Origin of the sequence: Mesorhizobium sp. M0923 (assembly GCF_040319365.1) — a bacterium.
GTDB lineage: Bacteria > Pseudomonadota > Alphaproteobacteria > Rhizobiales > Rhizobiaceae > Mesorhizobium.
Map to the genome: position 1 here is coordinate 1 of NZ_JAMYNW010000007.1, position 26,354 is coordinate 26,354.

At 64.3% G+C, this 26,354-nt stretch carries 27 protein-coding genes; 17 read left to right on the top strand and 10 right to left on the bottom strand.

All coding sequences use genetic code 11. The features are described from left to right. Together NKH89_RS13755 and NKH89_RS13760 are read left to right on the top strand one after the other, a co-directional pair. The coding region (locus tag NKH89_RS13755; RefSeq protein WP_352909113.1) for a hypothetical protein at positions 1-184 on the top strand (184 nt) is incomplete at its 5' end. Positions 185-259: 75 nt separating this feature from the next. Then, positions 260-1,249 (top strand): BMP family lipoprotein, encoded by a 990-nt coding sequence (locus NKH89_RS13760; protein ID WP_352484655.1) that lies wholly within the window; start codon positions 260-262, stop codon positions 1,247-1,249. Between the two features lie 67 nt (positions 1,250-1,316). Here the strand turns inward: NKH89_RS13760 and NKH89_RS13765 are convergent, their stop codons facing one another. After that, positions 1,317-1,526 (bottom strand): SlyX family protein, encoded by a 210-nt coding sequence (locus NKH89_RS13765; RefSeq protein WP_031194007.1) that lies wholly within the window; start codon positions 1,524-1,526, stop codon positions 1,317-1,319. Positions 1,527-1,707: 181 nt separating this feature from the next. Here NKH89_RS13765 and NKH89_RS13770 point away from each other — a divergent pair, with 181 nt between their 5' ends. From NKH89_RS13770 to deoA, 6 genes are read left to right on the top strand one after another with little or no spacing between them, the layout of a single operon-like run. After that, on the top strand, positions 1,708-3,240 hold the full coding sequence (locus NKH89_RS13770) for an ABC transporter ATP-binding protein (protein ID WP_023719006.1): 1,533 nt from the start codon (positions 1,708-1,710) through the stop codon (positions 3,238-3,240). Beyond that, a complete protein-coding gene (locus tag NKH89_RS13775; protein WP_352484653.1) occupies positions 3,237-4,376 on the top strand; it encodes an ABC transporter permease in 1,140 nt (379 codons plus the stop codon). Before NKH89_RS13770 ends, NKH89_RS13775 begins: the two co-directional genes overlap by 4 nt. Position 4,377: 1 nt before the next feature. Continuing rightward, entirely contained in the window at positions 4,378-5,349 is a 972-nt protein-coding gene (locus NKH89_RS13780) for an ABC transporter permease (RefSeq protein ID WP_352484652.1), read from the top strand. 6 nt (positions 5,350-5,355) lie between these two features. Further along, the gene (gene cdd, locus NKH89_RS13785) at positions 5,356-5,748 is read left to right on the top strand and encodes a cytidine deaminase (RefSeq protein ID WP_023719008.1); all 393 of its coding nucleotides are present in this window, start codon (positions 5,356-5,358) and stop codon (positions 5,746-5,748) included. After that, positions 5,745-6,563 (top strand): purine-nucleoside phosphorylase, encoded by an 819-nt coding sequence (locus NKH89_RS13790; RefSeq protein WP_023719009.1) that lies wholly within the window; start codon positions 5,745-5,747, stop codon positions 6,561-6,563. Before cdd ends, NKH89_RS13790 begins: the two co-directional genes overlap by 4 nt. Beyond that, positions 6,563-7,879, top strand: coding sequence for a thymidine phosphorylase (deoA, locus tag NKH89_RS13795; protein WP_352494674.1), 1,317 nt, complete (start codon positions 6,563-6,565; stop codon positions 7,877-7,879). Before NKH89_RS13790 ends, deoA begins: the two co-directional genes overlap by 1 nt. 3 nt (positions 7,880-7,882) lie before the next feature. Here deoA and NKH89_RS13800 read toward each other — a convergent pair whose 3' ends face one another. The 3 genes from NKH89_RS13800 to NKH89_RS13810 form a co-directional block, all read right to left on the bottom strand. Next, the gene (locus NKH89_RS13800) at positions 7,883-8,443 is read right to left on the bottom strand and encodes a TIGR02281 family clan AA aspartic protease (protein WP_023719011.1); all 561 of its coding nucleotides are present in this window, start codon (positions 8,441-8,443) and stop codon (positions 7,883-7,885) included. A 100-nt stretch (positions 8,444-8,543) separates the two neighbouring features. Beyond that, the gene (upp, locus tag NKH89_RS13805) at positions 8,544-9,173 is read right to left on the bottom strand and encodes a uracil phosphoribosyltransferase (protein WP_023675320.1); all 630 of its coding nucleotides are present in this window, start codon (positions 9,171-9,173) and stop codon (positions 8,544-8,546) included. 136 nt (positions 9,174-9,309) lie between these two features. Next, positions 9,310-10,284, bottom strand: a complete 975-nt coding sequence (locus NKH89_RS13810) for an adenosine deaminase (protein WP_352484651.1) — start codon at positions 10,282-10,284, stop codon at positions 9,310-9,312. Between the two features lie 168 nt (positions 10,285-10,452). Between NKH89_RS13810 and ubiE the strand changes: the two genes are divergently transcribed. The 3 genes from ubiE (at position 10,453) to coaBC (ending at position 14,404) form a co-directional block, all read left to right on the top strand. Further along, the gene (ubiE, locus tag NKH89_RS13815; RefSeq protein ID WP_352484649.1) at positions 10,453-11,229 is read left to right on the top strand and encodes a bifunctional demethylmenaquinone methyltransferase/2-methoxy-6-polyprenyl-1,4-benzoquinol methylase UbiE; all 777 of its coding nucleotides are present in this window, start codon (positions 10,453-10,455) and stop codon (positions 11,227-11,229) included. A 70-nt stretch (positions 11,230-11,299) separates the two neighbouring features. Beyond that, complete coding sequence (gene ubiB / locus NKH89_RS13820) at positions 11,300-12,874, top strand: 2-polyprenylphenol 6-hydroxylase (RefSeq protein ID WP_352909117.1); 1,575 nt, start codon at positions 11,300-11,302, stop codon at positions 12,872-12,874. Positions 12,875-12,940: 66 nt separating this feature from the next. Next, complete coding sequence (gene coaBC, locus NKH89_RS13825) at positions 12,941-14,404, top strand: bifunctional phosphopantothenoylcysteine decarboxylase/phosphopantothenate--cysteine ligase CoaBC (RefSeq protein ID WP_352909118.1); 1,464 nt, start codon at positions 12,941-12,943, stop codon at positions 14,402-14,404. A gap of 18 nt (positions 14,405-14,422) precedes the next feature. Here coaBC and NKH89_RS13830 read toward each other — a convergent pair whose 3' ends face one another. The 6 genes from NKH89_RS13830 to NKH89_RS13855 form a co-directional block, all read right to left on the bottom strand. Then, positions 14,423-15,922: an MFS transporter gene (locus NKH89_RS13830; protein WP_502896893.1), complete on the bottom strand. Its 1,500-nt coding sequence runs from the start codon at positions 15,920-15,922 to the stop codon at positions 14,423-14,425. Positions 15,923-16,295: 373 nt separating this feature from the next. Continuing rightward, positions 16,296-16,769, bottom strand: coding sequence for a DUF992 domain-containing protein (locus NKH89_RS13835; RefSeq protein ID WP_023719019.1), 474 nt, complete (start codon positions 16,767-16,769; stop codon positions 16,296-16,298). A 136-nt stretch (positions 16,770-16,905) separates the two neighbouring features. Next, the gene (locus NKH89_RS13840; protein WP_352791346.1) at positions 16,906-17,751 is read right to left on the bottom strand and encodes a tetratricopeptide repeat protein; all 846 of its coding nucleotides are present in this window, start codon (positions 17,749-17,751) and stop codon (positions 16,906-16,908) included. Between the two features lie 161 nt (positions 17,752-17,912). Beyond that, complete coding sequence (rpsU, locus tag NKH89_RS13845) at positions 17,913-18,185, bottom strand: 30S ribosomal protein S21 (protein WP_023675331.1); 273 nt, start codon at positions 18,183-18,185, stop codon at positions 17,913-17,915. 265 nt (positions 18,186-18,450) lie between these two features. Beyond that, entirely contained in the window at positions 18,451-18,849 is a 399-nt protein-coding gene (locus NKH89_RS13850) for an SET domain-containing protein (RefSeq protein ID WP_352909119.1), read from the bottom strand. Between the two features lie 109 nt (positions 18,850-18,958). Next, the gene (locus tag NKH89_RS13855) at positions 18,959-19,717 is read right to left on the bottom strand and encodes an SDR family oxidoreductase (RefSeq protein ID WP_352484642.1); all 759 of its coding nucleotides are present in this window, start codon (positions 19,715-19,717) and stop codon (positions 18,959-18,961) included. A 197-nt stretch (positions 19,718-19,914) separates the two neighbouring features. On the opposite strand from NKH89_RS13855, the gene NKH89_RS13860 reads away from it, so the two are divergent. From NKH89_RS13860 to NKH89_RS13885, 6 genes are all read left to right on the top strand, one after another. Further along, positions 19,915-20,655: a hypothetical protein gene (locus tag NKH89_RS13860; RefSeq protein ID WP_352909121.1), complete on the top strand. Its 741-nt coding sequence runs from the start codon at positions 19,915-19,917 to the stop codon at positions 20,653-20,655. Between the two features lie 128 nt (positions 20,656-20,783). Continuing rightward, on the top strand, positions 20,784-22,037 hold the full coding sequence (locus NKH89_RS13865) for a sarcosine oxidase subunit beta (RefSeq protein ID WP_352909122.1): 1,254 nt from the start codon (positions 20,784-20,786) through the stop codon (positions 22,035-22,037). Further along, positions 22,037-22,459 carry a hypothetical protein gene (locus NKH89_RS13870; protein WP_023719024.1) on the top strand — a complete coding sequence of 141 codons (423 nt, stop codon included), beginning with the start codon at positions 22,037-22,039 and terminating at the stop codon, positions 22,457-22,459. Before NKH89_RS13865 ends, NKH89_RS13870 begins: the two co-directional genes overlap by 1 nt. An 8-nt stretch (positions 22,460-22,467) precedes the next feature. Next, positions 22,468-22,764 (top strand): sarcosine oxidase subunit delta, encoded by a 297-nt coding sequence (locus NKH89_RS13875; protein ID WP_023719025.1) that lies wholly within the window; start codon positions 22,468-22,470, stop codon positions 22,762-22,764. Further along, positions 22,761-25,754 (top strand): sarcosine oxidase subunit alpha, encoded by a 2,994-nt coding sequence (locus tag NKH89_RS13880; protein WP_352909124.1) that lies wholly within the window; start codon positions 22,761-22,763, stop codon positions 25,752-25,754. Before NKH89_RS13875 ends, NKH89_RS13880 begins: the two co-directional genes overlap by 4 nt. Further along, positions 25,747-26,325 (top strand): sarcosine oxidase subunit gamma, encoded by a 579-nt coding sequence (locus NKH89_RS13885; RefSeq protein WP_352845533.1) that lies wholly within the window; start codon positions 25,747-25,749, stop codon positions 26,323-26,325. The genes NKH89_RS13880 and NKH89_RS13885 overlap by 8 nt, the downstream gene beginning before the upstream one ends. The last annotated feature ends 29 nt before the right edge of the window (positions 26,326-26,354 follow it).

The following is a 26,354-nucleotide window of genomic DNA, read 5'->3' on the forward strand; positions in this document are numbered from 1 at the left end:
AACACCCCGCAATCCTCATTGCCCTGTTGTCTGGGGGGCGCGGATTTGTTTAAAATACAAACCGAAAATTGGTGGGGCGCCGCTTGGCGGCGCCACGCTTTTCCAACAGGTCAAAATTCCACGTGAATTTTGTTTCGGGCCGTGCCAGATTGGCCCGAAGCGGGAGGAAGACACTCCTGCCTGACGCCGAATGCCTGCCGGAGAACCGGGCCGGCATGCGGTGCATAATGGACAAATAACCGACAGGGGTGTGGATCACATGAAACGTATCGTTCTCGGCCTTATGGCCGCAGCTGCAATGGTTCTTCCGGCCTTCGCCGCGGACATTCAACCCGCGATCCTCTACGATCTCGGCGGCAAGTTCGACAAGTCGTTCAACGAGGCGTCCTTCAACGGCGCCGAAAAGTTCAAGACCGAGACCGGCATCCCCTATGTGGAATTCGAGGTCAGCAACGCCACCCAGCGCGAGCAGGCGCTGCGCCGCTTCGCCGAGGATGGCCGCAATCCGATCGTCATGGCGGGCTTCTCCTGGTCGGATGCGCTTGACAAGATTGCCACGGAATTCCCCGAGACCAAATTCGCCATCATCGACATGGTCGTCGACAAGCCCAATGTCCGCTCCCTCGTCTACAAAGAGCAGGAAGGCTCCTATCTCGTCGGCGTGATGGCGGCGATGGCTTCGAAGTCGAAGAAGGTCGGCTTTATCGGCGGCATGGATATTCCGCTGATCCGCAGATTCGGCTGCGGCTTTGTCGGCGGCGCCAAAGCGGCCGGCGCCACCGACGTCATCCAGAACATGACCGGCGATACGCCCGCAGCCTGGAACGATCCCGCCAAGGGCGGCGAGATCGCCAAGACGCAGATCGACCAGGGTGCCGACGTGATCTATGCTGCGGCTGGCGGCACCGGTGTCGGTGTGCTGCAGGCGGCGGCCGACGCGGGCAAGCTCGGCATCGGTGTCGATTCCAACCAGAACGGCTTGCAGCCCGGCAAGGTGCTGACCTCCATGGTCAAGCGTGTCGACGTTGCCGTCTACAACACCTTCATGGATGCCAAGGACGGCAAGTTCACGGCCGGCATCAACGATCTCGGCCTCAAGGAAGGCGGCGTCGACTACGCCATGGACGACAACAACAAGGCGCTTGTCGACGATGCGATGAAGGCAGCGGTCGAAAAGGCCAAGGCCGACATCATCGCCGGCACCATCAAGGTGCACGACTACATGTCGGACAATGCCTGCCCGTATTGATCGACAGACATTGCTGAGCTGACGAGCCGTCGGGTGAAAGCCCGGCGGTTTTGCATTGTCAGGCCGCTCACCAGTGCGGCGGCTTGGTCACCGGCACGTCGGGTGCGGCCTGTTCCTCCAGCGCCAGGAAGCGCTCGGCCAGCGCGTCGAGCTTGCGCTGCATGCGCTCGATCACCTTCCACTGCTCGGCGATCTGGCCGGACAGTTCCTCGATGGTCTTCTCCTGCTCGGCGGCGCGGATTTCCAGCGTCGTCAGCCGGTCGTCGGGCATGGTCATTTGAATTCCTCGATCAGGCGATTGTGCAGGGTGCGGCCACGTTGGAAATTGACAAGCATGACGGGATTTGTCGAGAGTGAACCGTGCTCCGGCCAATTGGCACAGACCCAATTGGCACAGACTGGGCGTCATGCTAGGCGTTTGACCAAGCGGTAAAAAAATAACAGTGGGAACAGGCTGCATGGCGCAAGCCGCAATCGAGCTGATCGGCATCGACAAGAGCTTTGGCGCCGTGCGCGCCAACCGCGACATCAATCTGGAAATTACGCGCGGCACCATCCATGGCATCGTCGGCGAAAACGGCGCCGGCAAGTCGACGCTGATGTCGATCCTTTACGGCTTCTACCAGGCCGACAGCGGCGAAATCCGTGTCGGCGGCCAGCCGGCATCGATCAAGACACCGAACGATGCGATCGCGCTCGGCATCGGCATGGTGCATCAGCACTTCATGCTGGTCGACAATTTCTCGGTGCTGGAAAATGTCATTCTCGGCGCCGAAAGCGATGCGCTGCTGAAGAAAAGCATCGCCAAGGCGCGTTCCGAGCTGGAGCGGCTCGAGCGCGAATACGGGCTCGAAGTCGATCCGGACGCCATCATCGAGGAGTTGCCAGTCGGCCTGCAGCAACGCGTCGAAATCCTCAAGGCGCTCTATCGCGGCGCCGAGATCCTGATCCTCGACGAGCCGACGGGGGTGCTCACGCCGGCCGAGGCCGACCACCTGTTCCGTATCCTCAGGCAGCTGAAGGAGCAGGGCAAGACGATCGTGCTGATCACCCACAAGCTGCGCGAGATCATGGCGATCACCGACACGGTCTCGGTGATGCGCCAGGGCACCATGGTGGCGACACGCGAAACCAGGAAGACCACGGTCGAGGAGCTGGCCGAGCTGATGGTCGGCCGGCGCGTGCTGCTGCGCGTCGAGAAAGGCGAGGCGAAGGCCGGCGGCGTCAAGCTCGCGGTCAAGAACCTGACGGTCAAGGATTCCCGCGGCGTCACCATGGTCGACGACGTCTCCTTCGATATCCATGCCGGCGAGATCGTCGGCATTGCCGGCGTCGCCGGCAACGGACAATCCGAACTGCTCGAGGCGATTTCCGGCATCAGGCGCGCCGTTTCGGGTTCGGTCACGTTGGACGGCAAGCCGATCGACCTCACCGGCGCCGCCGATCCCGGTGAACTGCGCGAGCGCGGCCTTGCCCATGTGCCGGAGGACCGCCATCATGTCGGCCTGGTGCTGGCCTTCGAGGAGAACGAGAATTCGATCCTCGGCTACCAGGACGACGAGCGCTATCTGAAGGGGCCGTTTCTCGACATCGACGCCATCCGTAACGATGCCAGGGACAAGATCGTCAAATACGACATCCGACCGGCGGACTGCCGCCTCAAGACCGCCAATTTCTCCGGCGGCAACCAGCAGAAGATCGTGCTGGCGCGGGAAATGGAGCAGGATCCCGGCGTGCTGATCGTCGGCCAGCCGACGCGCGGCGTCGATGTCGGCGCCATCGAATTCATCCACAAGCGCCTAATCGCGATGCGCGACCAGGGCAAGGCGGTGCTGGTGGTTTCGGTCGAGCTCGACGAGATCCGCTCGCTTTCCGACCGCATTCTGGTGATGTTTGCCGGCCGCATCGTCGGCGAGCGCGGCCCCGACGCGACCGAGGGCGAACTCGGCCTGCTGATGGCCGGCGTCGAGCACCGGGAGGCCGCGGAATGAGCACTCCCTATGCCAAGCTGCCGGCCTGGGCCGATTATGTGCTGATCCCGCTGATCAATCTGTTCGTCGCCTTCGTCGTTGCCGGTTTCGTCGTCATATTGGTCGGCGAGAACCCGCTGCGTGCTGCGGTCATCCTGGTCGAGGGTGCCTTCGGTCGCGGCCAAGGCATCGCGTTCACGCTTTTCTATGCCACCACCTTCATCTTCAGCGGGCTGTCGGTGGCGGTTGCGGCGCATTGCGGCCTGTTCAACATCGGTGGCGAGGGCCAGGGCTATATCGCCGGTCTCGGTATCGGCATCGTTTGCCTGGCCTTCGACAGCGTGCTGCCTTGGTGGCTGACCTTCCCGATCGCCATTATCGCCGCCGCGGCGATGGGCGCGCTGTGGGCGCTGATCCCGGCCTATCTGCAGGCCAAGCGCGGCTCGCACATCGTCATCACCACCATCATGTTCAATTTCATCGCCGCCAGCGTCATGGTCTATGCGCTGGTGGGCATGCTGAAGCCGCCCGGCTCGATGGCGCCGCAGACGCGCACCTTCCTCGAAGGCGCACAATTGCCGAAGCTCAACTGGATCATCGAATTGTTCGGCGCCAAAATCCGTTCGGCGCCGTTCAACGTCAGCTCGCTGCTGGCGCTGGCCATGGCCTTTCTGGTGTGGGTCCTGATCTGGCGCACCAAGCTCGGCTACGAGATGCGTACCTACGGCCACAGCCCGAAAGCGGCGCGCTATGCCGGGATTTCGGAAATCCGCATCATCATCATTGCGATGATGATCTCGGGCGCGCTGGCCGGCATGATGGCGCTCAACCCGACGATGGGCGACCAGCACAATGTCGCGCTCGAATTCGTTTCGGGCGCCGGTTTCGTCGGCATCGCGGTGGCGCTGATGGGGCGACTGCACCCGGTCGGCATCGTGCTTGCCGCAATCCTGTTCGGCATGCTCTACCAGGGCGGCGCCGAGCTCGCCTTCGAGATGCCGGCGATCAGCCGCGACATGATCGTCATCATCCAGGGCCTGGTCATCCTGTTCGCCGGCGCGCTCGAGCATATGTTCCGGCCCTATGTCCAGGCGCTGTTCGCCTCGCTCAGCCCGAGATCGGTCGGCATGGAAGCGGTCAAGGGGAAGGGCGCCTGAGATGGATTTCTTCAACGCCATCGTACAGGTCCTGGACTCGACCATCCGTCTGTCGGTCCCCTTGCTGCTCGCCTGCCTCGCCGGCCTCTATTCAGAGCGGGCCGGCGTCTTCGACATCGGGCTCGAAGGCAAGATGCTGGTTGGGGCCTTCGCCGGTGCCGCCGCCGCCTCGGTCTTCCACTCGGCCTATCTCGGCCTCGGCATGGCCATCCTCATTTCGGTCGCCTTCGCGCTGATCCATGGCTTTGCCTCGATCACCCACCGCGGCAACCAGATCGTTTCCGGTGTCGCGATCAATTTCATTGCCGCCGGATCGACGATCATGCTCGGCCAGGCCTGGTTCCAGCAAGGCGGGCGCACGCCGGCGCTGGCCGCCGGCGAGCGCTTCGAGACAATCATCTGGCCGGGCGCGGATGCGCTCAGGAGCATGCCGATCCTCGGGCCGATCTATTCGGAACTCATCTCCGGCCACTCAGTGCTGGTCTATCTCGCCTTCCTGGCCGTGCCGTTCACCTGGTGGGTGCTGTTCCGCACCCGCTTCGGCTTGCGCCTGCGCGCCGTCGGCGAGAACCCGGCCGCGGTCGATACCGCCGGCATATCGGTCGCCTGGCTGCGCTATCGGGCGCTGATCTGCACCGGCGTGCTCACCGGCATTGCAGGTGCCTACCTGTCGATGGTGCAGAATGGCGGCTTCGTGAAGGACATGACCGCCGGCAAGGGCTATATCGCGCTGGCCGCGCTGATCTTCGCCAAATGGAAACCGGTCAACGCCATGTTCGCCTGCCTGCTGTTCGGCTTCCTCGACGCGGCGTCGATCCGCCTGCAAGGCACGCCGCTGCCGCTGATCGGCAAGGTGCCGGTGCAATTCATGCAGGCGCTGCCCTATGTGCTGACCGTCATCCTGCTTGCAGGCTTCATCGGCAAGGCAATCCCGCCGCGTGCCGGCGGCGTGCCTTATGTCAAGGAACGCTGATTTATCATGGCTCGTGATCTGTTCGAAGCGGCGAAAGCCGCCATGGCCAAGGCCTATGCGCCCTATTCGAAATTTCCGGTCGGCGCGGCGTTGCGCACCGAGGACGGCCGTGTCTTCACCGGCGCCAATGTCGAGATCGCGTCCTATCCGGAGGGCTGGTGCGCCGAAACCACCGCGCTCGGCCACTACATCATGGGTGGCGGCGGCAAGATTACGGAAATCGCCGTGATCGCCGAACGCGTGGCAAAATGCTCGCCCTGCGGCGGCTGCCGGCAGCGGCTGGCTGAATTCTGCCGGCCGGAAACGAAGTTCTATCTCTGCGATGATAGCGGCGTGGTCGAGACCGTGACCATGGGCGAGTTGCTGCCATACGGCTTCCAGGGCGATGTGTTGAAATGAAGGAAGCACTCGATCACCTCGTCGAAAGGCTGGACGGGCTGGCGCCGACCACTGCGCTGGTGCTGGGATCGGGGCTTGGCGGGCTTGTCGACAAGGTCGAGGATGCGGTGCGCATTTCCTATGCCGACTTGCAGGGCTTCCCCAGAAGCGGCGTCAGCGGCCATGCCGGCGAGGTGGTGGCGGGGCTCTTTGCCGGCACGCCGGTGCTGATGCTGTCCGGTCGCGCACACTATTACGAGCACGGCAACGCGGCGGCGATGCGGCCTGCACTCGAGGTGCTCGCCGGCCTCGGCATCTCCAGGCTGATCCTCACCAACGCCGCCGGTTCGGTCGATCCCGGGATGGGCCCGGGCTCGGTGATGCTGATCACCGACCACATCAATTTCTCAGGCTCCAACCCGCTGATCGGCGAGCCGAGCGACCGCCGCTTCGTCGGCCTGACCGAAGCATACGACGCCGGTCTCCGCTCCGCCATCGAGCAAGCCGCGAAGGCCACCGGTACCAGGCTGCACAAGGGCGTCTACATGTGGTTCTCCGGCCCATGCTTCGAGACGCCGGCCGAGATCCGCATGGCTCGCATCATGGGCGCCAACGCGGTCGGCATGTCGACGGTGCCGGAGGTCATTCTCGCCCGCTTCCTCGGGCTGCGCGTCGCAGCCTGTTCGGTCGTCACCAACCTTGCCGCCGGCATGACCGGAGCCGAGCTGTCGCACCAGGAGACCAAGGACATGGCGCCGGTCGGCGGCGCGCGGCTGGCGACCATTCTGCAGCGTGTTTTTCAGGACGGGCTTCCGGAGCACAGGGTAGACGCCTGATGCTTCCCCAGGAAATCATCCGCCGCAAGCGCGACGGTCAAAAACTCTCGGCTGAGGAGATATCGGCTTTCATCGAGGGCCTGACCGCCCGCACCGTTACCGACGCGCAGGTCGGCGCCTTCGCCATGGCGGTGTTCTTCAACGGCATGAGCCGCGACGAGGTGGTGGCGCTGACTATGGCGATGCGCGATTCCGGCGATGTGCTCGACTGGTCGGATCTGCCCGGCCCGGTCACCGACAAGCATTCGACGGGCGGCGTCGGCGACAATGTCTCCTTGATGCTGGCACCGATCGTCGCTGCCTGCGGCGCCTATGTGCCGATGATTTCCGGCAGGGGCCTCGGCCATACCGGCGGCACGCTGGACAAGATGGATGCCATCCCCGGCTACATCAGCCAGCCGGATGTTGCACGCTTCCGCAAGACCGTGCTCGAAGCCGGCTGCGCCATCATCGGCCAGACCGCCGACCTCGCACCCGCCGACGCCAGGCTCTACGCCATCCGCGATGTGACGGGAACGGTGGAATCGGTGCCGCTGATCACCGCTTCGATCCTGTCGAAGAAGCTGGCGGCCGGCATCAATTCGCTGGTGCTCGACGTCAAGGTCGGCAACGGCGCTTTCATGGAGAAATCGCGCGATGCAACGGTGCTGGCCAACAGCCTGGTCGACGTCGCCAATGGCGCCGGCCTTAGGGCCTCGGCGCTGGTCACCGGCATGAACGAGCCGCTGGCGTCCGCTGCCGGCAATGCGGTCGAGGTGCGCAACGCCGTCGACTTCCTCACCGGCCGCTTCCGCGACCGGCGGCTGGAGGAAGTGACGCTGGCGCTGGCCGCCGAGATGCTGCAATCGGCAGGCCTGGTGCCGTCCAACCAGGACGGCCTGCGTCGCGCCGCCGAGACGCTGGCCGGCGGTCGCGCCGCTGCCATCTTCGCGCGCATGGTGGCGGCACTTGGCGGTCCCGCCGATTTCATCGAGAATCCGGAAAAATATCTGCCGAAAGCGGCAACGGAATTCGCCGTCAAGGCGAGCGCGAACGGCTTTGTCACCGGCATAGCAACCCGCGAGATCGGGCTTGCCGTGGTCGGGCTTGGCGGCGGGCGGACGCGGCCGGACGACAGGATCGATCACGCCGTCGGCGTCACCAGGCTGCTGCCGGTCGGCGCTGAAGTGCGGACCGGCGAGGCGCTGGCGCTGGTCCATGCCCGCAATGCCGGGGATGCCGAGGCGGCCGCGGCCGCCGTGCTTTCGGCCTATACGATCGGGACTTCCAAACCGGCCGCGGAGAAAACCGTCATCCGGCGGATCCTGCCGCGCTGATAGTCACTGAACCAGCAGCAGCGTGCCGTCTTCGACCTGATATTTTTCGAGCCGCTGCAGAAAGCTCATGCCGATCAGGTTGGTGTGCAGCGCCCTGTCGTCGAGTACGACGGCCTCGACGCCCTCGACGGTGATCCTGCCGATCTGCAGGCGGTCGATCGTCACCACGGCGGCCTTGATCGCACCGTTGGCGGTGTTGACCTGATGGCTGAAGTCGGTCGAATTGAGCGAGATGCCGATCCTGCGCGCGGTCGAGCTGTTGATGGCGACGAGCGTCGCACCGGTATCGATCATGCCTTCGATCTGGCGGCCGTTCAACTTGAAGACCGACATGAAATGCCCGCGCGCGTCCGCGGTGACGACGACCTTGCGGCCGAGCGGCTGCGGCGTCGCCGGCCTGTCCGGGACGGCGGCGAGGTTCAGGTCGGTTTGGGTGTCGGCCGGCTTGGCTCCGATGGCGGATTTCAACAGCCGCTCGATCGTCTGTGGATTCGACTGATAGACGATCGGCAGCGATGCCGACGTTCCGGCAAACACGCCAAGGATGAGAAGCTTGCGCAGCATGGACCGGCCTTTGTGGTTGCCGATCCTTAGTCCGACAAGGTGTTTGCCGCTTTAACGAATGCGGAAACCAGCCGTTTGCGTAAACAATCGGTAAACGGACCTATTTGGTGCCGTACATACGGTCGCCGGCATCGCCGAGGCCGGGCATGATGTAGCCCTTCTCGTTGAGTTGGCGGTCGATGGAAGCGGTGAAGACCGGAACATCGGGATGCGCCTGGGTAAAACGCTCGAGGCCCTCTGGTGCCGCCAACAGGCAGAGGAAGCGGATGTTGGTGGCGCCGCGGCCTTTCAGCTTGTCGATCGCCGCGATCGCCGAATTGGCGGTCGCCAGCATCGGATCGACGACGATCACCAGCCGGTCGGCGAGGTCGCCCGGCGCCTTGAAGAAATATTCGACCGCTTCCAGCGTCTCATGGTCGCGGTAGAGGCCGATATGGGCGACACGCGCCGCCGGCACCAGATCGAGCAGGCCTTCGAGCAAGCCGTTGCCGGCGCGCAGCACGGAGGCGAAGACGAGTTTCTTGCCCTCCAGCGTCGGCGCCTCCATCGTCTCGATCGGCGTCTCGATCGTCGTCGTGGTCAGTTCGAGGTTGCGGGTGACCTCATAGCCGAGCAGTAGCGAGATCTCGCGCAGCAGCCGCCGGAACCCGGCCGTCGAGGTTTCCTTCTTGCGCATGATGGTCAGCTTGTGCTGGACAAGCGGATGGTCGACGACGGTGACGCCCTTCATGGTGTTCTCCGAACTGCGCAGGTGAATAGTGAATGGTGTATGGTGAATAGTGAATAGTGAACTGGTTTGCGAGTCCTTGGTTGCGCGGAAAAACTCGCGGTTGACGGACCGAAGCGCCAGGCTCGCAATTCACCATTCACCTGCCCTTGGCGCCGAGCCTGCCCAGCAGCGCCGCCCTGGTCTTCCTGTCGACGAAAGCTGCCTCGATGGCCGTCCTGGTGACGGCGGTGAGCGCCTTGTCATCCATCGCAAAATGTTCGGCGGCGATGTCGTATTCGCGCTTCAGCGAGGTCCAGAAATAGGGTGGGTCGTCGGAGTTGAGCGTCACCTTGCAGCCCGCCGCCCTCAAAGCAGGAAAGGGATGGTTGGCGAAGCTGTCGAAGATTTTCAGGGCGATGTTGGAGCCGGGGCAGCATTCGAGCACGACGCCTTCGTCGGCGATGCGCCGCACGAGATCGGGGTTCTCGATGGCGCGCACGCCGTGGCCGATGCGAGAGGGGCGGATATGGTCGAGTGCCGCCTCGACGCTCTCCCAGCCCATCAATTCGCCTGCGTGCACGGTGATGCCGAGGCCGGCCTCGCGGGCGATCTCGAAGGCCCTGACATAATCTTCCAAATCGCCAATCCGCTCGTCGCCGGCGACGCCGAAGCCGGTGACCAGCGGATGCCCGCTGCGGGCGGCGAAACGCGCCGCCCGCTCGATCGATTCGACACCGAAATTGCGCACGCCGGTGACGATCATGCGGCCTTCGATGCCGGTCTTCGCCTTGGCGCGGGCCATGCCTTCGCCGAGCGCATCGGTATAGGCCTTCGGCGACAGCCCGGCCTTGCCGGCATGGTCGGGCGAGGTGAAAACCTCGGAATAGATGGCGCCGTCGCGGGCGAGGCTGGTCAGGTAGTGATCGGCCAGCCGCGCATAGTCTTCTTCGGTGCGGAACAGGTCGGAGGAGAAGTCGTAGGCGGCGAGGAAAGAGGTGAAATCGTGCCAGACGAAGGAGCCGTTCTGGATATAGGGCGAGGCATCCCTGCCGTATTTCTCGGCCTGGCGGAGGACGAGTTCAGGCGCCGCTGCCCCTTCGATGTGGCAGTGCAGTTCTGCTTTCAAAGGCATTCAATCATCCCGTCAGGCCTTTTTCTTATGACGCAGGTTCTGGTCGGAAAACCGTGCGACGCTTTTCCGGAACCTGCTTCGAAGCGCGGCCGAACACCGCGCCTTAAACAATAGCGCCCGCACCATCGATCGGCTATGGTCCCGCCGATTTTATGGCGGATCAAAACGATGTCGGTTGAAAGAACCACGGCTGCGGGCGGCATGGAAACGTCCTATGGTTTCAAGCGGGTAGGGCCAGGCGACAAGCAGCCCCTGGTCAATGATGTTTTCCACAAGGTGGCGAACCGGTACGACCTGATGAACGACCTGATGTCGGCCGGGTTGCATCGGTTGTGGAAGGACGCCATGGTCGCCTGGCTCAATCCACCGAAGCGGCCGGGCTGGCGCGTTCTCGACGTTGCCGGCGGCACCGGCGACGTCGCCTTCCGCATCGTCGAGGCGAGCGCCAGGCACGCCCATGCAACGGTTCTCGACATCAACGGTTCGATGCTCGCCGTCGGCCGCGACCGAGCCGAGAAAAAGGGCCTGTCGGCAAATACCGATTTCGTCGAGGCCAATGCCGAGGAACTGCCTTTTGCCGACGCTACTTTCGATGCCTACACCATTGCTTTCGGCATCCGCAACGTGCCGCGCATCGATGTGGCGCTTGCCGAAGCCTATCGCGCGCTGAAGCCTGGCGGGCGCTTTCTCTGCCTTGAATTTTCCGAGGTCGAGATGCCGCTGCTCGACAAGGTCTATGAGGCATGGTCGTTCAACGCCATCCCGCGGATCGGCAAGGCGGTGACCGGCGACGGCGAGCCCTACTCCTATCTGGTCGAATCGATCCGCAAATTTCCCAACCAGCAGAATTTCGCGGCGATGATCTCGCGCGCGGGCTTCGAGCGCGCCTCATTCCGCAACTATTCCGGCGGCATCGCCGCGCTTCATTCGGGCTGGAAGCTTTGAGGCTGGCCCGCATTTTCATAGCCCGACGTGCCTTTCGCCAGTTCAGGAAACCGGCAAGGCAAAGCCAGCCATGAGCAGCATAGGCGCTGGTTTCAGGCTCGTGCGGGCCGGCTGGGTGCTGGTCCGCGAGGGTGTCATCGCGGCGTTGCCCGGCGACGAACTCTTCGGCCTGCCGAAATTCGGCTGGCGCATGGCCCGGCTGTTCACCCGCCGCCGCGCGCTTGCCTACGAGCGCGGCGACCGGCTGGCCAAGGCGGTCGTGCGGCTCGGCCCATCCTACGTCAAGCTCGGCCAGTTCCTGGCGACGCGGCCGGACGTCGTCGGCAACGACATAGCGCTCGATCTCGCCATGCTGCAGGACAAGATGCAGACATTTCCGAAGGCCGAAGCCATAGCGGCAATAGAGGCCTCGCTCGGACGCAAGGTCGGCGAGCTCTATGCCAGTTTTGGCGAGGCCGTCGCCGCCGCCTCGATCGCCCAGGTCCATACCGCCGAAACCCTGCAGGACGGCGTCGTTACCCGGGTGGCGGTGAAGGTCATCCGGCCGGGCGTGCGCCGCCGCTTCTTTCGCGATCTCGAGAGCTATTTCCTCGCCGCCCGGCTGCAGGAAAAATACATCCCGTCGTCGCGCCGGCTGCGGCCGGTCGAGGTGACCGAGACGCTGGCCCAGACCACCAAGATCGAAATGGATTTGAGGCTGGAGGCGGCGGCTTTTTCGGAGCTCGCCGAAAACACCAAGGACGATCCCGGCTTTCGCGTGCCGTCGGTCGACTGGGAGCGCACCGGCCGCGATGTGCTGACCATGGAGTGGGTCGACGGCATCAAGATGAACGATATTGTCGGCCTGACCGCCGCCGGCCACGACCTGAAGGCGATCGCCGCCAACCTGGTCCAGTCGTTCCTGCGCCATACGCTGCGTGACGGTTTTTTCCACGCCGACATGCATCCGGGCAACCTGTTCGTCGAGGCCGACGGCACCATCGTCGCCGTCGACCTCGGCATTGCCGGCCGGCTCGGCAGGAAGGAGCGCCGGTTCCTCGCTGAAATCCTCTACGGCTTCATCACGCGCGATTATCAGCGCGTCGCCGAGGTCCATTTCGAGGCCGGCTACGTGCCGCGCCAGCACAATGTCGCGGCCTTCGCCCAGGCGATCCGGGCGATCGGTGAACCGATCCACGGCCAGCCTGCCGAGACAATCTCGATGGCCAAGCTGCTGACGCTTTTGTTCGAAGTGACCGACCTCTTCGACATGGCGACGCGGTCCGAGCTGGTGCTGCTGCAGAAGACCATGGTCGTCGTCGAAGGCGTCGCCCGCACGCTCGACCCGGCCTTCAACATGTGGAAGACGTCGGAGCCGGTGGTGAGCGGCTGGATTGCCCGCAACCTCGGCCCGCGCGCCCTGCTGGCCGATGCGCGCGACGGTGCCAGTGCGCTGCTGGCGCTGGCCCGCCAGGCGCCGGACCTCGCCGCACGCACCGAGCGGCTGTCGCGCGAGATCGACCTGATGGCCGAAAACGGCCTGCGTTTCGACGAAAGGACCGCGCACGCGATCGGCAAGGCCGAGGCGCGCTACACCCGCTCCGGCCGGCTGGCGCTGTGGGTAATCGCATTGACGCTGGTGTACATCGCCTGGAAGCTGCTTTAGCGGCTTGTTCCCGATTGATCGCATTGATATCATTGCTTGCAGCGATCTCGGGCAAAGTGCAATCACATGGCCAGCATCACCATCCGCAACCTTGATCACGAGGTCAAGGATATGCTGCGCCGATTGGCTGCGGAGAATGGCCGGTCGATGGAAGACCAGGCGCGGGTCATGATCCGCGCAGCGGTCGAAGGTCAACTCGGTTCGTCCGGCCGCATCGACCAGATCGAGAAAACGTTGCGCGAACTGACAAGCTTGCAGAATCCTGCAGCTCCGGTGGTCGCGGTCCCCAGCCAAGTCGCGCGAGGTGTCCTCTCCGGCAAGCGCATCCTGCTGATCATCGGCGGCGGTATCGCCGCCTACAAGGCGCTCGACCTGATCCGCCGGCTGCGCGAGCGCGGTGCTTCGGTGCGCGTGGTGATGACCGCCGCGGCGCAGCAATTCGTCACCACGCTGTCGGCCGGAGCGTTGTCCGCCCATCATGTCTTCACCGAGCTGTTCGACCGGCAGGACGAGCACGACATCGGCCACATCCGGCTTTCGCGCGAGGCCGACCTTGTGGTCGTGGCGCCGGCCACCGCCGACCTGATGGCAAAGCTCGCCAACGGCCACGCCAACGATCTTGCCTCGACGGTGCTCATCGCAACCGACAAGCAGGTTTTGATGGCGCCGGCTATGAACCCGAAAATGTGGACGCACCCGGCGGTCCGGCGCAACCGCTCGACGCTGGGCAAGGACGGCGTCGCATTCGTCGGCCCGGCGAAAGGCGAGATGGCCGAAAGCAACGAAGCGGGCGAGGGCCGCATGGCCGAGCCGCTGGAGATCGTGACCGCGATCGAGGCGCTGCTCGACAGTCGGCCAAAGCCGCTGGCGGGCAGGAAGATCCTTGTCACTTCTGGGCCGACGCATGAACCGATCGACCCGGTCCGCTACATCGCCAACCGTTCGTCGGGCAAGCAGGGCCATGCCATCGCGGCGGCGCTGGCCAGGCTCGGCGCCGACGTGCGTCTCGTCTCCGGTCCGGTCGGCATTGCGGATCCGGCCGGCGTCGCCACGCTGCATGTCGAAACGGCCGTCGAGATGAAGGATGCGGTCGAACAGCTGCTGCCGGCCGACGCGGCAGTGTTCGTCGCGGCTGTCGCCGACTGGCGCACTCAAAGTTCGGCCGGGGAAAAGATCAAGAAGGTGGCGGGCGAGGGGCCGCCGGCGCTGCAGATGGTGGAAAATCCCGATATTCTTGCCGGTGTCGGGCATCACAAAAGGCGGCCGATGCTGGTGGTCGGTTTCGCCGCGGAGACGCAGGACCTGGTCAGGAGTGCCGAGGCCAAGCTTGCGAAAAAGGGTGCCGATCTTATCGTCGCCAATGATGTCTCGCATGAAGATGGTTCCCCGGGCGTGATGGGCGGCGACCGCAACAAGGTGCGGATCGTCTCGAAGGCCGGCGTTGAGGAATGGCCGGAGATGAGCAAGGACGAGGTGGCGACGCGGCTCGCGGCACTGATCGCCGACCGGCTGAAGACGGTCGTGGTTTAGCGATCTCCCCTCGGGTGTTTAGCCGATCTCACCTCTCGTGGGGGAGATTGGCAGCTTCGCCGGCCGCGCGTCGTCGCGAGCCCCCGAAATCCGCAAGGCGGCAAGGCATCCCAGGATGCCGAGCGGTATGAAGGCGAGGAACAGCCAGGCGGCGACGTTTGCCGCGGCCTCGCGGTTCAGGCCTTCGGAAAAGCCGCTGGCGTTGGCGACGATGCCGGTCAGTGCCGCACCCACGGCATAGCCGATGCGCTGCATGGTCGGCACGGCGGCCGAGGCGATCGTCTGCTCGCCTTCCTTGGCCGATGCCACGATGACACGCGTGACAAACGGCCAGGCGATGCCGAAACCGCCGCCTTGCAGCAAGGCACAAAGCAGGATCAACGGGATCGAGCCCGCCGGCACCGTGTAGGCGAAACCCGCGACGCCCGTGGCGATCATCAGCGCCCCGCCGACGATGATCAGCCGCTCGCGCTCCGGCGGGGCATTGGCGACGAGGATCGACAGGATCGACCAGGCGATCGATTCGGCGGCGATGATATAGCCGGTGGTGAGGATCGGAATGTCGTGCAGGCTGGTCAGGAGCAGTGGCCCGTAGACCGCAAACGAGCAGGTCGCCACCGAAAACGCCGCGACCATGGTCATGCCCGCGCCGACCGGCGAGCGCCATGAAAACAGCCGCGACGGGAACAGCCGCGAGCGCGGCTTCAGCGCGTCGATATAGACGAACAGCGCCAGGCCGATCATGCCGAGGGTGAGCAGCAGCGACGAGCGCAGCAGGGCGATGTCGACGCCGGCGGTGGCGATCAGCACGACGCTGACGGCAAGACAGCCAAGTGCCGCAAACGGGAAGGGCGGCGCCGACCCGCCGGTCGCCTGCGGCCTTGTTGCTTTAGGTGTATCGAGCACGAGGAAGCTTGCCAGCGCCATGGCCGTGCCGCCGAGGGTGAAGACGCCGAAGGCCCAGCGCCAGGACAGCAATTCGGTCATGACCGCGCCGAGCACCGGCCCGCTGAAGGCGGCGACGCCCCAGATCGCCGACATAACGCCGAAAAGCTGCGGCCAGATCGCGCGGGCAAACAGCCGCTCGACCGAGACGAAGGCCAGCGACACCAGCGCGCCACCGCCAAGCCCTTCGATCAGGCGGCCGGAGAGGAACAGCGGCATCGACGGCGCGGTGGCGCAGACCAGCGCGCCGGCGGCATAGAGCAGGGCGGCGGCCGTCATGTTGGTGCGCAGCGCGACATAGCTCACCAGCCGTCCGGCGGCCGCACCGGCAACGATGGCGCCGAGCTCGTAGATCGCCAGCGACCAGCCGACCAGCTGCACGCCGGCGAGCTCGCCGACCATGGCCGGCATGACCGTTGCCACCATGGTTTCGTTGGTGGCGTGCAACAGGATGCCGAGGCTGATGAAGCAGAAGCGCGCCAGATCGCCGCTCGCCCACAGCGCGCGCCAATCGACCCTGTTTGTGCTTGTCTTGGTCAAGTCCACCCCCGAATTTCTGCCGAGCCAGAGCATCTTTGCCACTTCAGGCGCGATGCGCGCCTTGTTCGCGTGCGGTTTGTAAAACCTCAACCGCGGTTGAGCTCAAGCGGTTTTTTGATCGCCGTTAGCGCGGCGGATGCCAAAGATCATGCGGCGCGAGACAGTCACGAGATGTCGAGATCTTAGTCAGGCCGAAGATGTAAGCAATATTGGATCGCCGCAATCTTCGGTCACGGTAACGGCATGGATCCTAGGATCCATGCCGTGATCTTCGAGCGCTGCAACTTTGAACATCAGGGCGGCCCATCCTCTGCGGAGCGGGCCTGCCGGAATCCATGAGCTTTCGGCAGCTATTCGCAGGCCGACACCTACGCTGCCCGGCTGCTCGGGGAGCCATGCTACGCCGCTATTTGAACGAATGGATCAAGTCCAGCGAAGTGACGGCGACCGCCAGATTGACGCCGGTCTGCGCCTGGACACTGAGCGGCTGCAGCGAAAAGGCGCTGCCGAGGCCGCCGACCAGAAGATTGGCGCCGCCACCGGTGACCACGCTCGCCTCGGCATTCACGCCATAGTAGCTGCCGGCAAGGTCGCCTTCATCATGGTTGCGGGTTGCCGCCAGAACCGCCCATGCCAGTTGGCCCTGATGCGTCCGGCCGACGTCGACGCCGAGCTTGGAAATTACCCCGGTATAGACTTCGGGTGGGCCGCCACGATGCGGACGAAAGACACAGGAAACACCCTTGTTGGAGGTGACCAGATAGGCCGTGCCGCCGTCGATGGTGCAGTCGAGCACGCCGAGCTGGAGCTTGCCGGCGCTGGCGGGAGCGGCAACGACGGTCGTGGCGAGTGCGGCGGCACAGGCAAGTTGCTTGATCATGGGAGGGTCCTTTCCAAATGGCTTTGAACAACGGCTGAGCACGCCGAGCGTTCCGCCGAAAACTTGGCGCCAGCAAGGCAAGGCTAAACGCAGGGTTGTCGGAGTGCGGAAACGGAGGCCCGATAAACCGGCCCGGTCAGCCGGCGCTGGTGCGGGCCAGACCGTCCTTGGCCGGTTGGTAGTTCGGATTGAGGTGCACTGCCTCGCGGTAGGACTTCGCGGCCCTGACCTTGTCGCCGCGCCGCTCGTAGATCAGCGCCTGGTTGGACCAGGCCTCGGCGTTCTTGCCGTCGAGCTTGATGGCCATGTTGAAGTCGGCGAAGGCATTGTCCTCGTCGTTCATGGCAAGGTAGGAGAGGCCGCGTCCGTTGTAAGGCTCGGAAGCATCCGGCGCCAGCGAAATGGCGGTCGAGAAATCCTCGATGGCAAAGGCGTGCTGGCCCTGGCTCTGGTAGATCAGGCCGCGATTGTGATAGGCGCGCGCGTCGGTCGTGTCGAGCTGGATCGCTTTCTGGAAATCGTTGAACGCCTCCTGGACCCGGCCTGCCTTGCGGTAGAGATTGCCGCGGCCGATATAGGCGGCGTCGTAGTTGGAATTGATCTGGATCGAGCGGTTGTAGTCGGCCAGCGCGCTTGCCTGATCACCGAGGAAGCGCTGGATGAGCGCCCGGTTGGAATAGGCCTGGTAGAAATTCGGATTGAGCTGGATGGCAGTGTTGAAGTCCTTCAGCGCTGCCTGGTACTGGCCGCCGCGGCCATAGGCCGAGCCGCGCACATTGTAGGCTTCCGGATCCTGCGGGTTGCGCTGGATCACCGCCGACAGCGAGGAAATGTTCTCGGTCGAGGCTTGCGCCTTGTCGATGTTGTTGAACTCGCCGGTCGGAACGCTCTGGCAGCCGGCAAGCGTCAACCCGGAGAGCAGGGCTGCCGTCAGGGCGAGGCCGCGCCACGCGGTTCTGCGCTCTACGGTGATTGCGTCCATGTCTGCCCTGTCCTTACTGCGCCGTCTGGTCCGTTCCCCCTCCGAACCGGCATCTCTCCCAACCGGTCCTCTCGGACCGGGTCGAAATCACAACAAAAAGGTGGCGGCGATTCCGCATCGCGCCACCTTGGATATCCTTGGAAAAGGACGAAAAATTGACGTCAGAACCGCGGCGGACGCGGAGCACCGGCGCCGGCAGCACCGGCCGCGACCGGACGTGGCGTCATCGGCAGAAGGCCTTCGCGCTGGGCGCGCTTGCGGGCCAGCTTGCGGGCGCGGCGCACGGCTTCCGCCTTTTCACGGGCGCGCTTCTCGGAAGGCTTCTCGTAATGTCCGCGCATCTTCATTTCGCGGAAGATGCCTTCACGCTGCATCTTTTTCTTGAGCGCGCGAAGCGCCTGATCAACATTGTTGTCGCGGACGAGTACCTGCACGTGCAATCCTGTCTTTCGGTTTGAAATCAACAGGCAAGCGGCCATAGCCACAAGCCTCCGCGGCGCGTTACACCACGAATTGGGGCGGCTGATAGCAGAATCAAGGGGCGCTGTCCACAGCCGATTGAGAGGCGGTGCCGATCCCGAAACGAAAAACCCGCCTCGGCGGCGGGTCTCTGGTGTGAATCAGCACCATGCGCAATTTAGTAGCATAGCTGCCGGCACAAAGCAAGAACAAAATTCGCCTTGGGTCAGATAGACGCCGCTATGCCGTGGCCAGGGCCGTGGCCAGGTGGAGCTGCTCGAAACCCTCGAAGAACTCGCCGTAGTCGCAGGTTATCTCCTCGCCGGCGGCGATATCGCGGATCGCGGTGGCCCCGCCATATTGCGAAAAATCGGTGTTCGGCTTGTCGGCATGGTTCATGAAGCGGCCATTGTCGACCTCATAGACCATGAAGCCCGGCCGGTCCGGGCTGGGATAGGCATATCTGTCGAGCAATTCCTTGAGGTGCGGCGGCGCCGTCTCGTATTTTTCCCTCGGGATCAGCCGGTCGAAGTCCGGATCGAGCCGCCAGATCTGCGCGCCTTTCCGGATCGGCTCGGCGGCAAACACACCGACGCCTTCGATTGCGCTTGCAGCGATATAGGTCCTGATCAGCAACATGTTTCCAACCCGTCTTCGAGGAGAAGACGGAATCGTCAAATCGCCGAAAAAATCAAGGGCCGGTTCGCGACATTTCGGCTGGCGGGCATGCGTTGCGCCCTCCGAACCCTCACGTCCGGGTGATCGAGACGCCGCCGTCGGCGAACAGCGCCGCGCCGGTGGTGAAGCTCGATGCGTCGGACGCCAGGTAGAGCGCCGAGCGGGCGATCTCCTCAGGCTCGGCGACGCGCTTCAAGGCATGCAGGTTTTCGACGAAGGCTCGCGATTCAGGTGTCTTGAACGTCGCCGAAGGCGTGTCGGTGCCGCCCGGCAGCAGCGCGTTGACTCGAATGCCCTTGGCGCCATATTCGGCGGCCAGCACCTGCGTCAACCCGATCAGTCCGGCCTTGCTTGCGGCATAGCTGGTCATGCCCGGCATGCCGACGGTGTGGCCGACGAAGGTGGAGGTGAAGATCAGCGAGCCGCCGCCGCGATCGATCATCGCCGGCACCTGGTATTTCGCGCCGAGAAAGGCGCTGGTCAGATTGGTATCGAGCGTCTCGCGCCAGCCCTCCAGCGACAGCTCCGAAACCGGCCCCATCCTACCGACCGAGCCGGCATTGTTGAAGGCGATGTCGAGCCCGCCGAATTTCCCGACCGCCAGGTCGACGAGGGCTTTTGCGTAGGCTTCGTCGCGGACATCGCCGGCAAGAGCGACGGCGGTGCCGTCGGCGTCTTCGATTTCGGCAACCAGCGCATCGAGCTCCGCCTGGCGGCGGGCTGCGACGACCACCTTGGCGCCTTCCTCCGCAAACACCTTGGCCGTGGCGCGGCCGATGCCGGAGCTGGCGCCGGTGACGATGGCGACTTTGTCGGTAAGTGCGAACATTTTCTGCATCCTTTTCTTCGCGCCAGCCCTTGCCGGCAATCGGGATGCTTGGTCGCAGATCGAGGCGGCGCGGGCCACCCGATACCTGCGCTGTTTTCAACAGCGCTTCTTGACGCCCGCTGGCCACCAAGCTACGGGTCCTCATCCAAAATCGCGGGTGGACGCGCCACCCATTTGCAATGACCCCCCAAGACATGATGAGCAAGTTGCTGGAGCCCGGCTACGAGGGCGACGGCGAATTGGCGAATGCGCTTCGTTCGGAATTCCTCAAGGGTTTTCCGCTCGAAAACCTGCGGCAATTGTTGGTGTCCAGCAATGTCCAGACCCAGGCCGCGGCCGTCTTTATAACGGTCGAAACGGTCTTTAGGTTGGGCTTCGAGCTGAATTGTGTAGCGGCGGAAATAGCCAACCTGCTCGACAGCAAAAGTTCAACGATACGCTTCGATGCGATCCAAACGCTCAGAAGTTGTACCACACCTGCAGATGGCGCCTTTCTAGGTCGCGTGATGCTGCGACTGGATGATGAGCATGCGGGCGTTCGGTGGTCCGTCGTCAAGTTCATCTGCTTTGCGCAGCGCTGGCAGTTGCGGCTCGGGGTGGAAAATGCCGCCGCACTGCGTCCAGACTCTGCTTTCGCGATGCTGGTTAACGCTTACGGCAGGTATTTCATGCCGAGCGCCAAGGACCTGCGGCGACTGCTCGAGGATCCGGATGCGGTGTTGCGGCGCTTTGCAGCGGCAGTGGCTATCAGGCCACGCGACGTGATCATCGAGCGCTTCGTGGCCATGGCGGAGCAGTCGGACGACGCGGAAGTTCGTAAAATCGCCAGCGATTGCCGTGAAGGTTATTTGCGGCCGACCTATGCAATCGGGCCGTCCATCTTCAAGCGTGCTTCGTCTGAAACGTCAAAAGGCGAAACTCAGAACAGCGGCCGTTGAAGGCACGGCGCAAAACGGCAAGCGCCGTCGCAAACAGTGCAAGGCTGGCAGTGCGGTTTCGCTAGTGATACAGCTCGCGCGCCGGGGTTGGCTGATCTGCCCGGCCGCCATTTGCGAGGCCTGCAACGTTGAAGAAATACTCGGTATTCGCTATCGCCCGCGAGGCCATGCGCGGCCACAAGGGCTGGGAGGAACAGTGGTCCTCGCCGGAGCCGAAGAAGGAGTATGACGTCGTCATCGTCGGCGCCGGCGGCCACGGCCTGGCCACAGCCTATTACCTCGCCACCGTGCATGGCATCACCAACGTCGCGGTATTGGAAAAAGGCTGGCTCGGCGGCGGCAATACCGGCCGCAATACCACCATCATCCGCTCGAACTATCTCTATGACGAGAGCGCCGGCATCTACGACCATGCGCTGAAGCTGTGGGACGGGCTCAGCCAGGAGCTCAACTACAACGTCATGTATTCGCCGCGCGGCGTCATGATGCTCGCCCACAACATCCACGACATTCAGGTGCTGAAGCGCCACGTCCATGCTAACCGGCTGAACGGCATCGACAATGAATGGCTGACGCCGGAACAGGCCAAGGAATTCTGCCCGCCGCTCAACATTTCGCGCGATGCCCGTTATCCCGTGATGGGTGCCGCGCTGCAGCGCCGTGGCGGCACGGCGCGGCACGATGCTGTCGCCTGGGGCTATGCGCGCGGCGCCTCGGCGCGCGGCGTCCACATCATGCAGAATTGCGAGGTCACCGGCGTCAAACGGGCGCCGAACGGCGCGGTTACCGGTGTCGAGACGACGCGCGGCTTCATTGGCGCCAGGAAGGTCGGCGTGGTCGCCGCCGGCCACTCCTCGGTGATCATGAACATGGCCGGCGTGCGCATGCCGCTGGAAAGCTATCCGCTGCAGGCGCTGGTGTCGGAGCCGGTCAAGCCGGTGGTGCCTTGCGTGGTGATGTCGAACACGGTGCATGCCTATATCTCGCAATCCGACAAAGGCGAGCTGGTCATCGGCGCCGGCACCGACCAATATGTCTCCTATTCGCAGACCGGCGGGCTGCACATCCTGCAGCACACGCTCGACGCGATCTGCGAGATGTTCCCGATCTTCACCCGCATGAAGATGCTGCGCTCATGGGGCGGCATTGTCGACGTGACGCCGGACCGTTCGCCGATCCTGGCCAAGACGCCGGTGCCCGGCCTCTACGTCAATTGCGGCTGGGGCACGGGCGGCTTCAAGGCGACGCCGGGTTCGGGCCACGTCTTTGCCCATACGATCGCCAGGGACGATCCGCACCCGATCAACGCACCCTTCACCATCGAGCGCTTCCGCACCGGCCGCCTCATCGACGAGGCGGCGGCGGCGGCGGTGGCGCACTGATGATGACCGAGATGGCCGTCGCCATGCCGCTGATGCTCGCCGGCGAGCAAGGCCTGTTTCATTTTCCGTCACCGGACGAGGTGCGCACGCAGCCGATCAGTCGCGCCGGGAACGAGGCCGACTGGCCGTTTTCCATCGATGACGGCATGCTGACCTGCGTCTGGAGCGGCGGGCGAAAGATCGTCTTCTTCTTCGAGGCCCGTCCTTCCGATCTGGATCCGGACGAGCCTTTCCAACCGCGCGGCGTCATCGTCACCACCGATCCAATCCAACTGACCATCGGCAACATGGCCAATCGCGCTCTGTTTCGCCCTGCGGCAAGCATCGAGGAGCGCATCCGGCTCGTCGCGCCTTTCGTCACGATGGGTCAGAGGCTTTGCGACCAACCTGCCGGCGCTCGCGTCGGCCACGGCGAACTGTAGGACCAACCATGCTTCTCATCCGCTGCCCCTATTGCGAGGAAGAGCGTCCCGAGCTCGAATTCCGCAACGCCGGTGAGGCGCATATTGCGCGTTCCCCAAACATCGCCGGCGAGAGCGACGACGACTTCGAAAAGTTCTTCTTCATCCGCTCCAATCCCAAGGGGATCATCTATGAGCGGTGGCGGCACATGCATGGCTGCGCGCGCTTCTTCAACGCCGTGCGCGACACCGTCAGCGACAGGTTCCTGATGACCTACAAGGCCGGCGAGCCAAAGCCGGCGAAGCTGCCGGGAGCCGCCAAATGAGCGCGACGTTCCGCATTGCCGGCGCCGGGCGGCTCAAGCAGGCAAAGATAGCTGGCTTCAGCTTCGACGGCCGCCCCTATACCGGCATCGAGGGCGACACGCTGGCCTCGGCGCTGCTTGCCAATGGCGTCCATCTCGTCGGCCGCTCGTTCAAATACCACCGGCCGCGCGGCTTCCTGTCGGCCGGCGCCGAAGAGCCGAACGCGCTGGTCGAGATCAAGCGCGACGCGGCACGCAAGACGCCGAACGTCCGCGCCACGGTGCAGGAACTCTATGACGGGCTGACGGCACAGTCGCAGAACCGCTGGCCGTCGCTCGCCTTCGACATCGGTGCGGTCAGCAGCATCGCCTCGCCGATGCTTTCGGCCGGCTTCTACTACAAGACCTTCATGTGGCCGAAGGCTGCGTGGAAGAACCTCTACGAGCCTAAGATCCGGGCCGCGGCCGGTCTCGGCGTCGCCCCCGACCAGCCGGATCCCGACCATTATTCGGCGCGCTTCGCCCATTGCGAGGTGCTGGTGCTTGGCGGTGGTGCGGCGGGTATTGCCGCGGCATTGGCTGCCGCCGAAACCGGCGTGCGCGTCATCCTTGCCGACGAGCAGGCGGAATTCGGCGGCAGCCTTCGCTTCGAGAGCGGGGCGAAGATCGAAGGCCAGGACGGCTTTTCCTGGGCGCAATCCGCTCTCGCCAAGTTGAGCGCGATGGACAATGTCCGCGTACTGCCGCGCACCACGGCCTTCGGCTATTACGCGCAGAATTTCGTCGGACTGGTTGAGCGCGTCAGCGACCATCTGCAGAGCCCCGGCCGCGACCTGCCGCGCGAGCGGCTGTGGCAGGTTCGCGCCAAACGCGTGGTGTTGGCGACCGGCGCCATCGAGCGCCACATGGTGTTTGCCGACAACGACCGTCCCGGCGTCATGCTGGCGTCGGCGGCGCGCACCTATCTCAACCATTACGGCGTCGCGGTCGGCAGGAATATCGGCGTCTATACGGCGAACGATTCCGCCTATGCGGCGGCGATCGACCTGAAGAAGGCCGGCATCAACGTGGCGGCGATCGTCGATCTGCGCGACAATCCGACCGGGCCGGTGATCGACGAGGCGAGGGCGCTCGGCATCGAGATCAATTTCGGCCGCGCGGTGATCCGCGCCGGCGGCAAATTGCGCGTGTCGTCGATGACCGTGCAACCGAAGAATGGCGGCGGCGAGCGCACCATGCCGGTCGACGCAATCCTGATGTCGGCCGGCTGGACGCCGTCGGTGCATCTGTTCTCGCAATCGCGCGGCAAGGTTGCCTTCAACGACGAGACCAAGCGCTTCGTGCCCGGCATTTATGCACAGGATTGCGGCTCGGTCGGCGCCTGCAACGGCACGGACGGGCTGTCGGCGACCATCGACGAGGCCTATGCAGCGGGCGTCAAGGCGGCCAAGGAAGCCGGCAGCAAGCCAGCCAAGGGCACCAAGCCGAAAGTCGATGTCGGCGAGAGCTGGTCGCGCGGCATGCTGGGTGCGGCGCCCGGCGCCGGGGCAGAAACGACGGTAAAGGCGTTCGTCGACTTCCAGAACGACGTCACCGCCAAGGACATCCGCCAGGCGGTGCATGAGGGCATGCGCTCGATCGAGCACGTCAAGCGCTTCACCACCAACGGCATGGCGACCGACCAGGGCAAGACCTCCAACATGCACGGCCTGGCGATTGCCGCCGAGACGTTGGGCAAGCCGATCCCGCAGGTCGGGCTGACGACGTTCCGTGCGCCCTATACGCCGGTGACGTTCGGCTCGATCGTCGGGCATGCGCGGGGTCCCCTGTTCGACCCGACCCGCAAGACGGCGATCCATCCCTGGGCAGAGCGTCAAGGCGCGATGTTCGAGGATGTCGGCCAGTGGAAGCGCGCCTGGTATTTCCCGAAGCCGGGCGAGGACATACATGCGGCCGTCGACCGCGAATGCGTCACGGTGCGCAAGACGGCCGGCCTGTTCGACGCCTCGACGCTGGGCAAAATCGAGGTGGTCGGGCCGGATGCGGCCAAATTCATGGAACTGCTCTACACCAATCCATGGGAGAAGCTCGAGCCCGGCCGCTGCCGCTACGGCATCATGCTGCGCGAGGACGGTTTCATCTATGACGACGGTGTCGTTGGCAGGCTTGCACCCGACCGTTTCCACGTGACGACGACGACCGGCGGCGCGCCGCGCGTCATGAACCATATGGAGGACTATCTCCAAACCGAGTTCCCGCATCTCAACGTCTGGCTGACCTCGATCACCGAGCAGTGGGCGGTCATTGCCGTGCAGGGGCCGAAGTCTCGCGACATCATCGCACCGCTGGTCGAGGGCATCGACATGTCGGATGAGGCGCTGCCGCATATGTCGGTGCGCGAAGGCCGGATCTGCGGCGTACCGACCAGGCTGTTTCGCATGTCGTTCAGCGGCGAGCGCGGCTTCGAGGTCAATGTGCCGGCCGATTACGGCGAGGCGGTCTGGGAAGCGCTATGGGCCGAGGGCCAGAAGCATGGCGCCTGTGCCTACGGCACCGAGTCGATGCATGTGCTGCGCGCCGAAAAGGGCTACATCATCGTCGGCCAGGATACCGACGGCACAGTGACGCCGAACGACGCCGGGCTCGACTGGGCGGTCGGCAAGAAGAAGGCCGACTTCGTCGGCATTCGCGGCATGGCGCGGCCGGATCTGGTCGCCAAGGGCCGCAAGCAGCTTGTCGGCCTGAAGACCAGGGATGCCAAGGTGGTGCTGGAGGAGGGAGCGCAGATCGTCGCGGACCCGAAGCAGGCAATCCCGATGAAGATGATCGGCCATGTCACGTCGAGCTATTGGTCGCAAAATTGCGGCCGCTCGATCGCACTGGGGCTGGTTGCCGGCGGCCGCGATTGCATAGGCAAGACGCTCTATGTACCGATGCCGAACGGGGTGATTGAGGTGGAGGTTACCGGTATGGTGTTCTTCGACGAGAAGGGGGAGCGCCTCAATGGCTAAGGCCGCTGTGAAAACCGCCGTCGCCGGGCCGTCGGTCGAACGCCGTCCGGCTCTCGCCGGCCAGTCGCTTTCCGCCACCGCCGTCACACTTGCCGTGCTGCCGCCGGCCGAACGCATATCGCTGCGCGCGCCGGACGCCTCGATCGCGGCACTTTCGAAAGCACTCGGGGTCGCCCTGCCGCAAAGGCCGAAAACCTCGGCGGCAAAGGTTGGACGCACCGCCTTGTGGCTCGGGCCGGACGAATGGCTGGTCATCGATGAGAGCGGCAAAGATCCACTCGCCGATTGCGCCAAGATTTCCGCGCTGCATTCGGCGGTTGGCATCTCGCACCGCAATGTCGCGATATCGGTCACCGGTCCGGCGGCCGCGGCGACGATCAATGCCGGCTGCCCGCAGGATCTGTCGCTCGACGCCTTTCCGGTCGGGGCGGCGTCGCGCACCATTCTCGGCAAGGTCGAAATCGTGCTGTTGCGCACGGCGGCCGACGCGTTCCGCGTCGAATGCTGGCGTTCCTTCTCCGACTATGTCTTTACTTTTCTGTCGGAGGCAGCGCGCGACGCGGCAGCATAGCAATGTTCGCCGCGCCCAGCCGTTCTGCG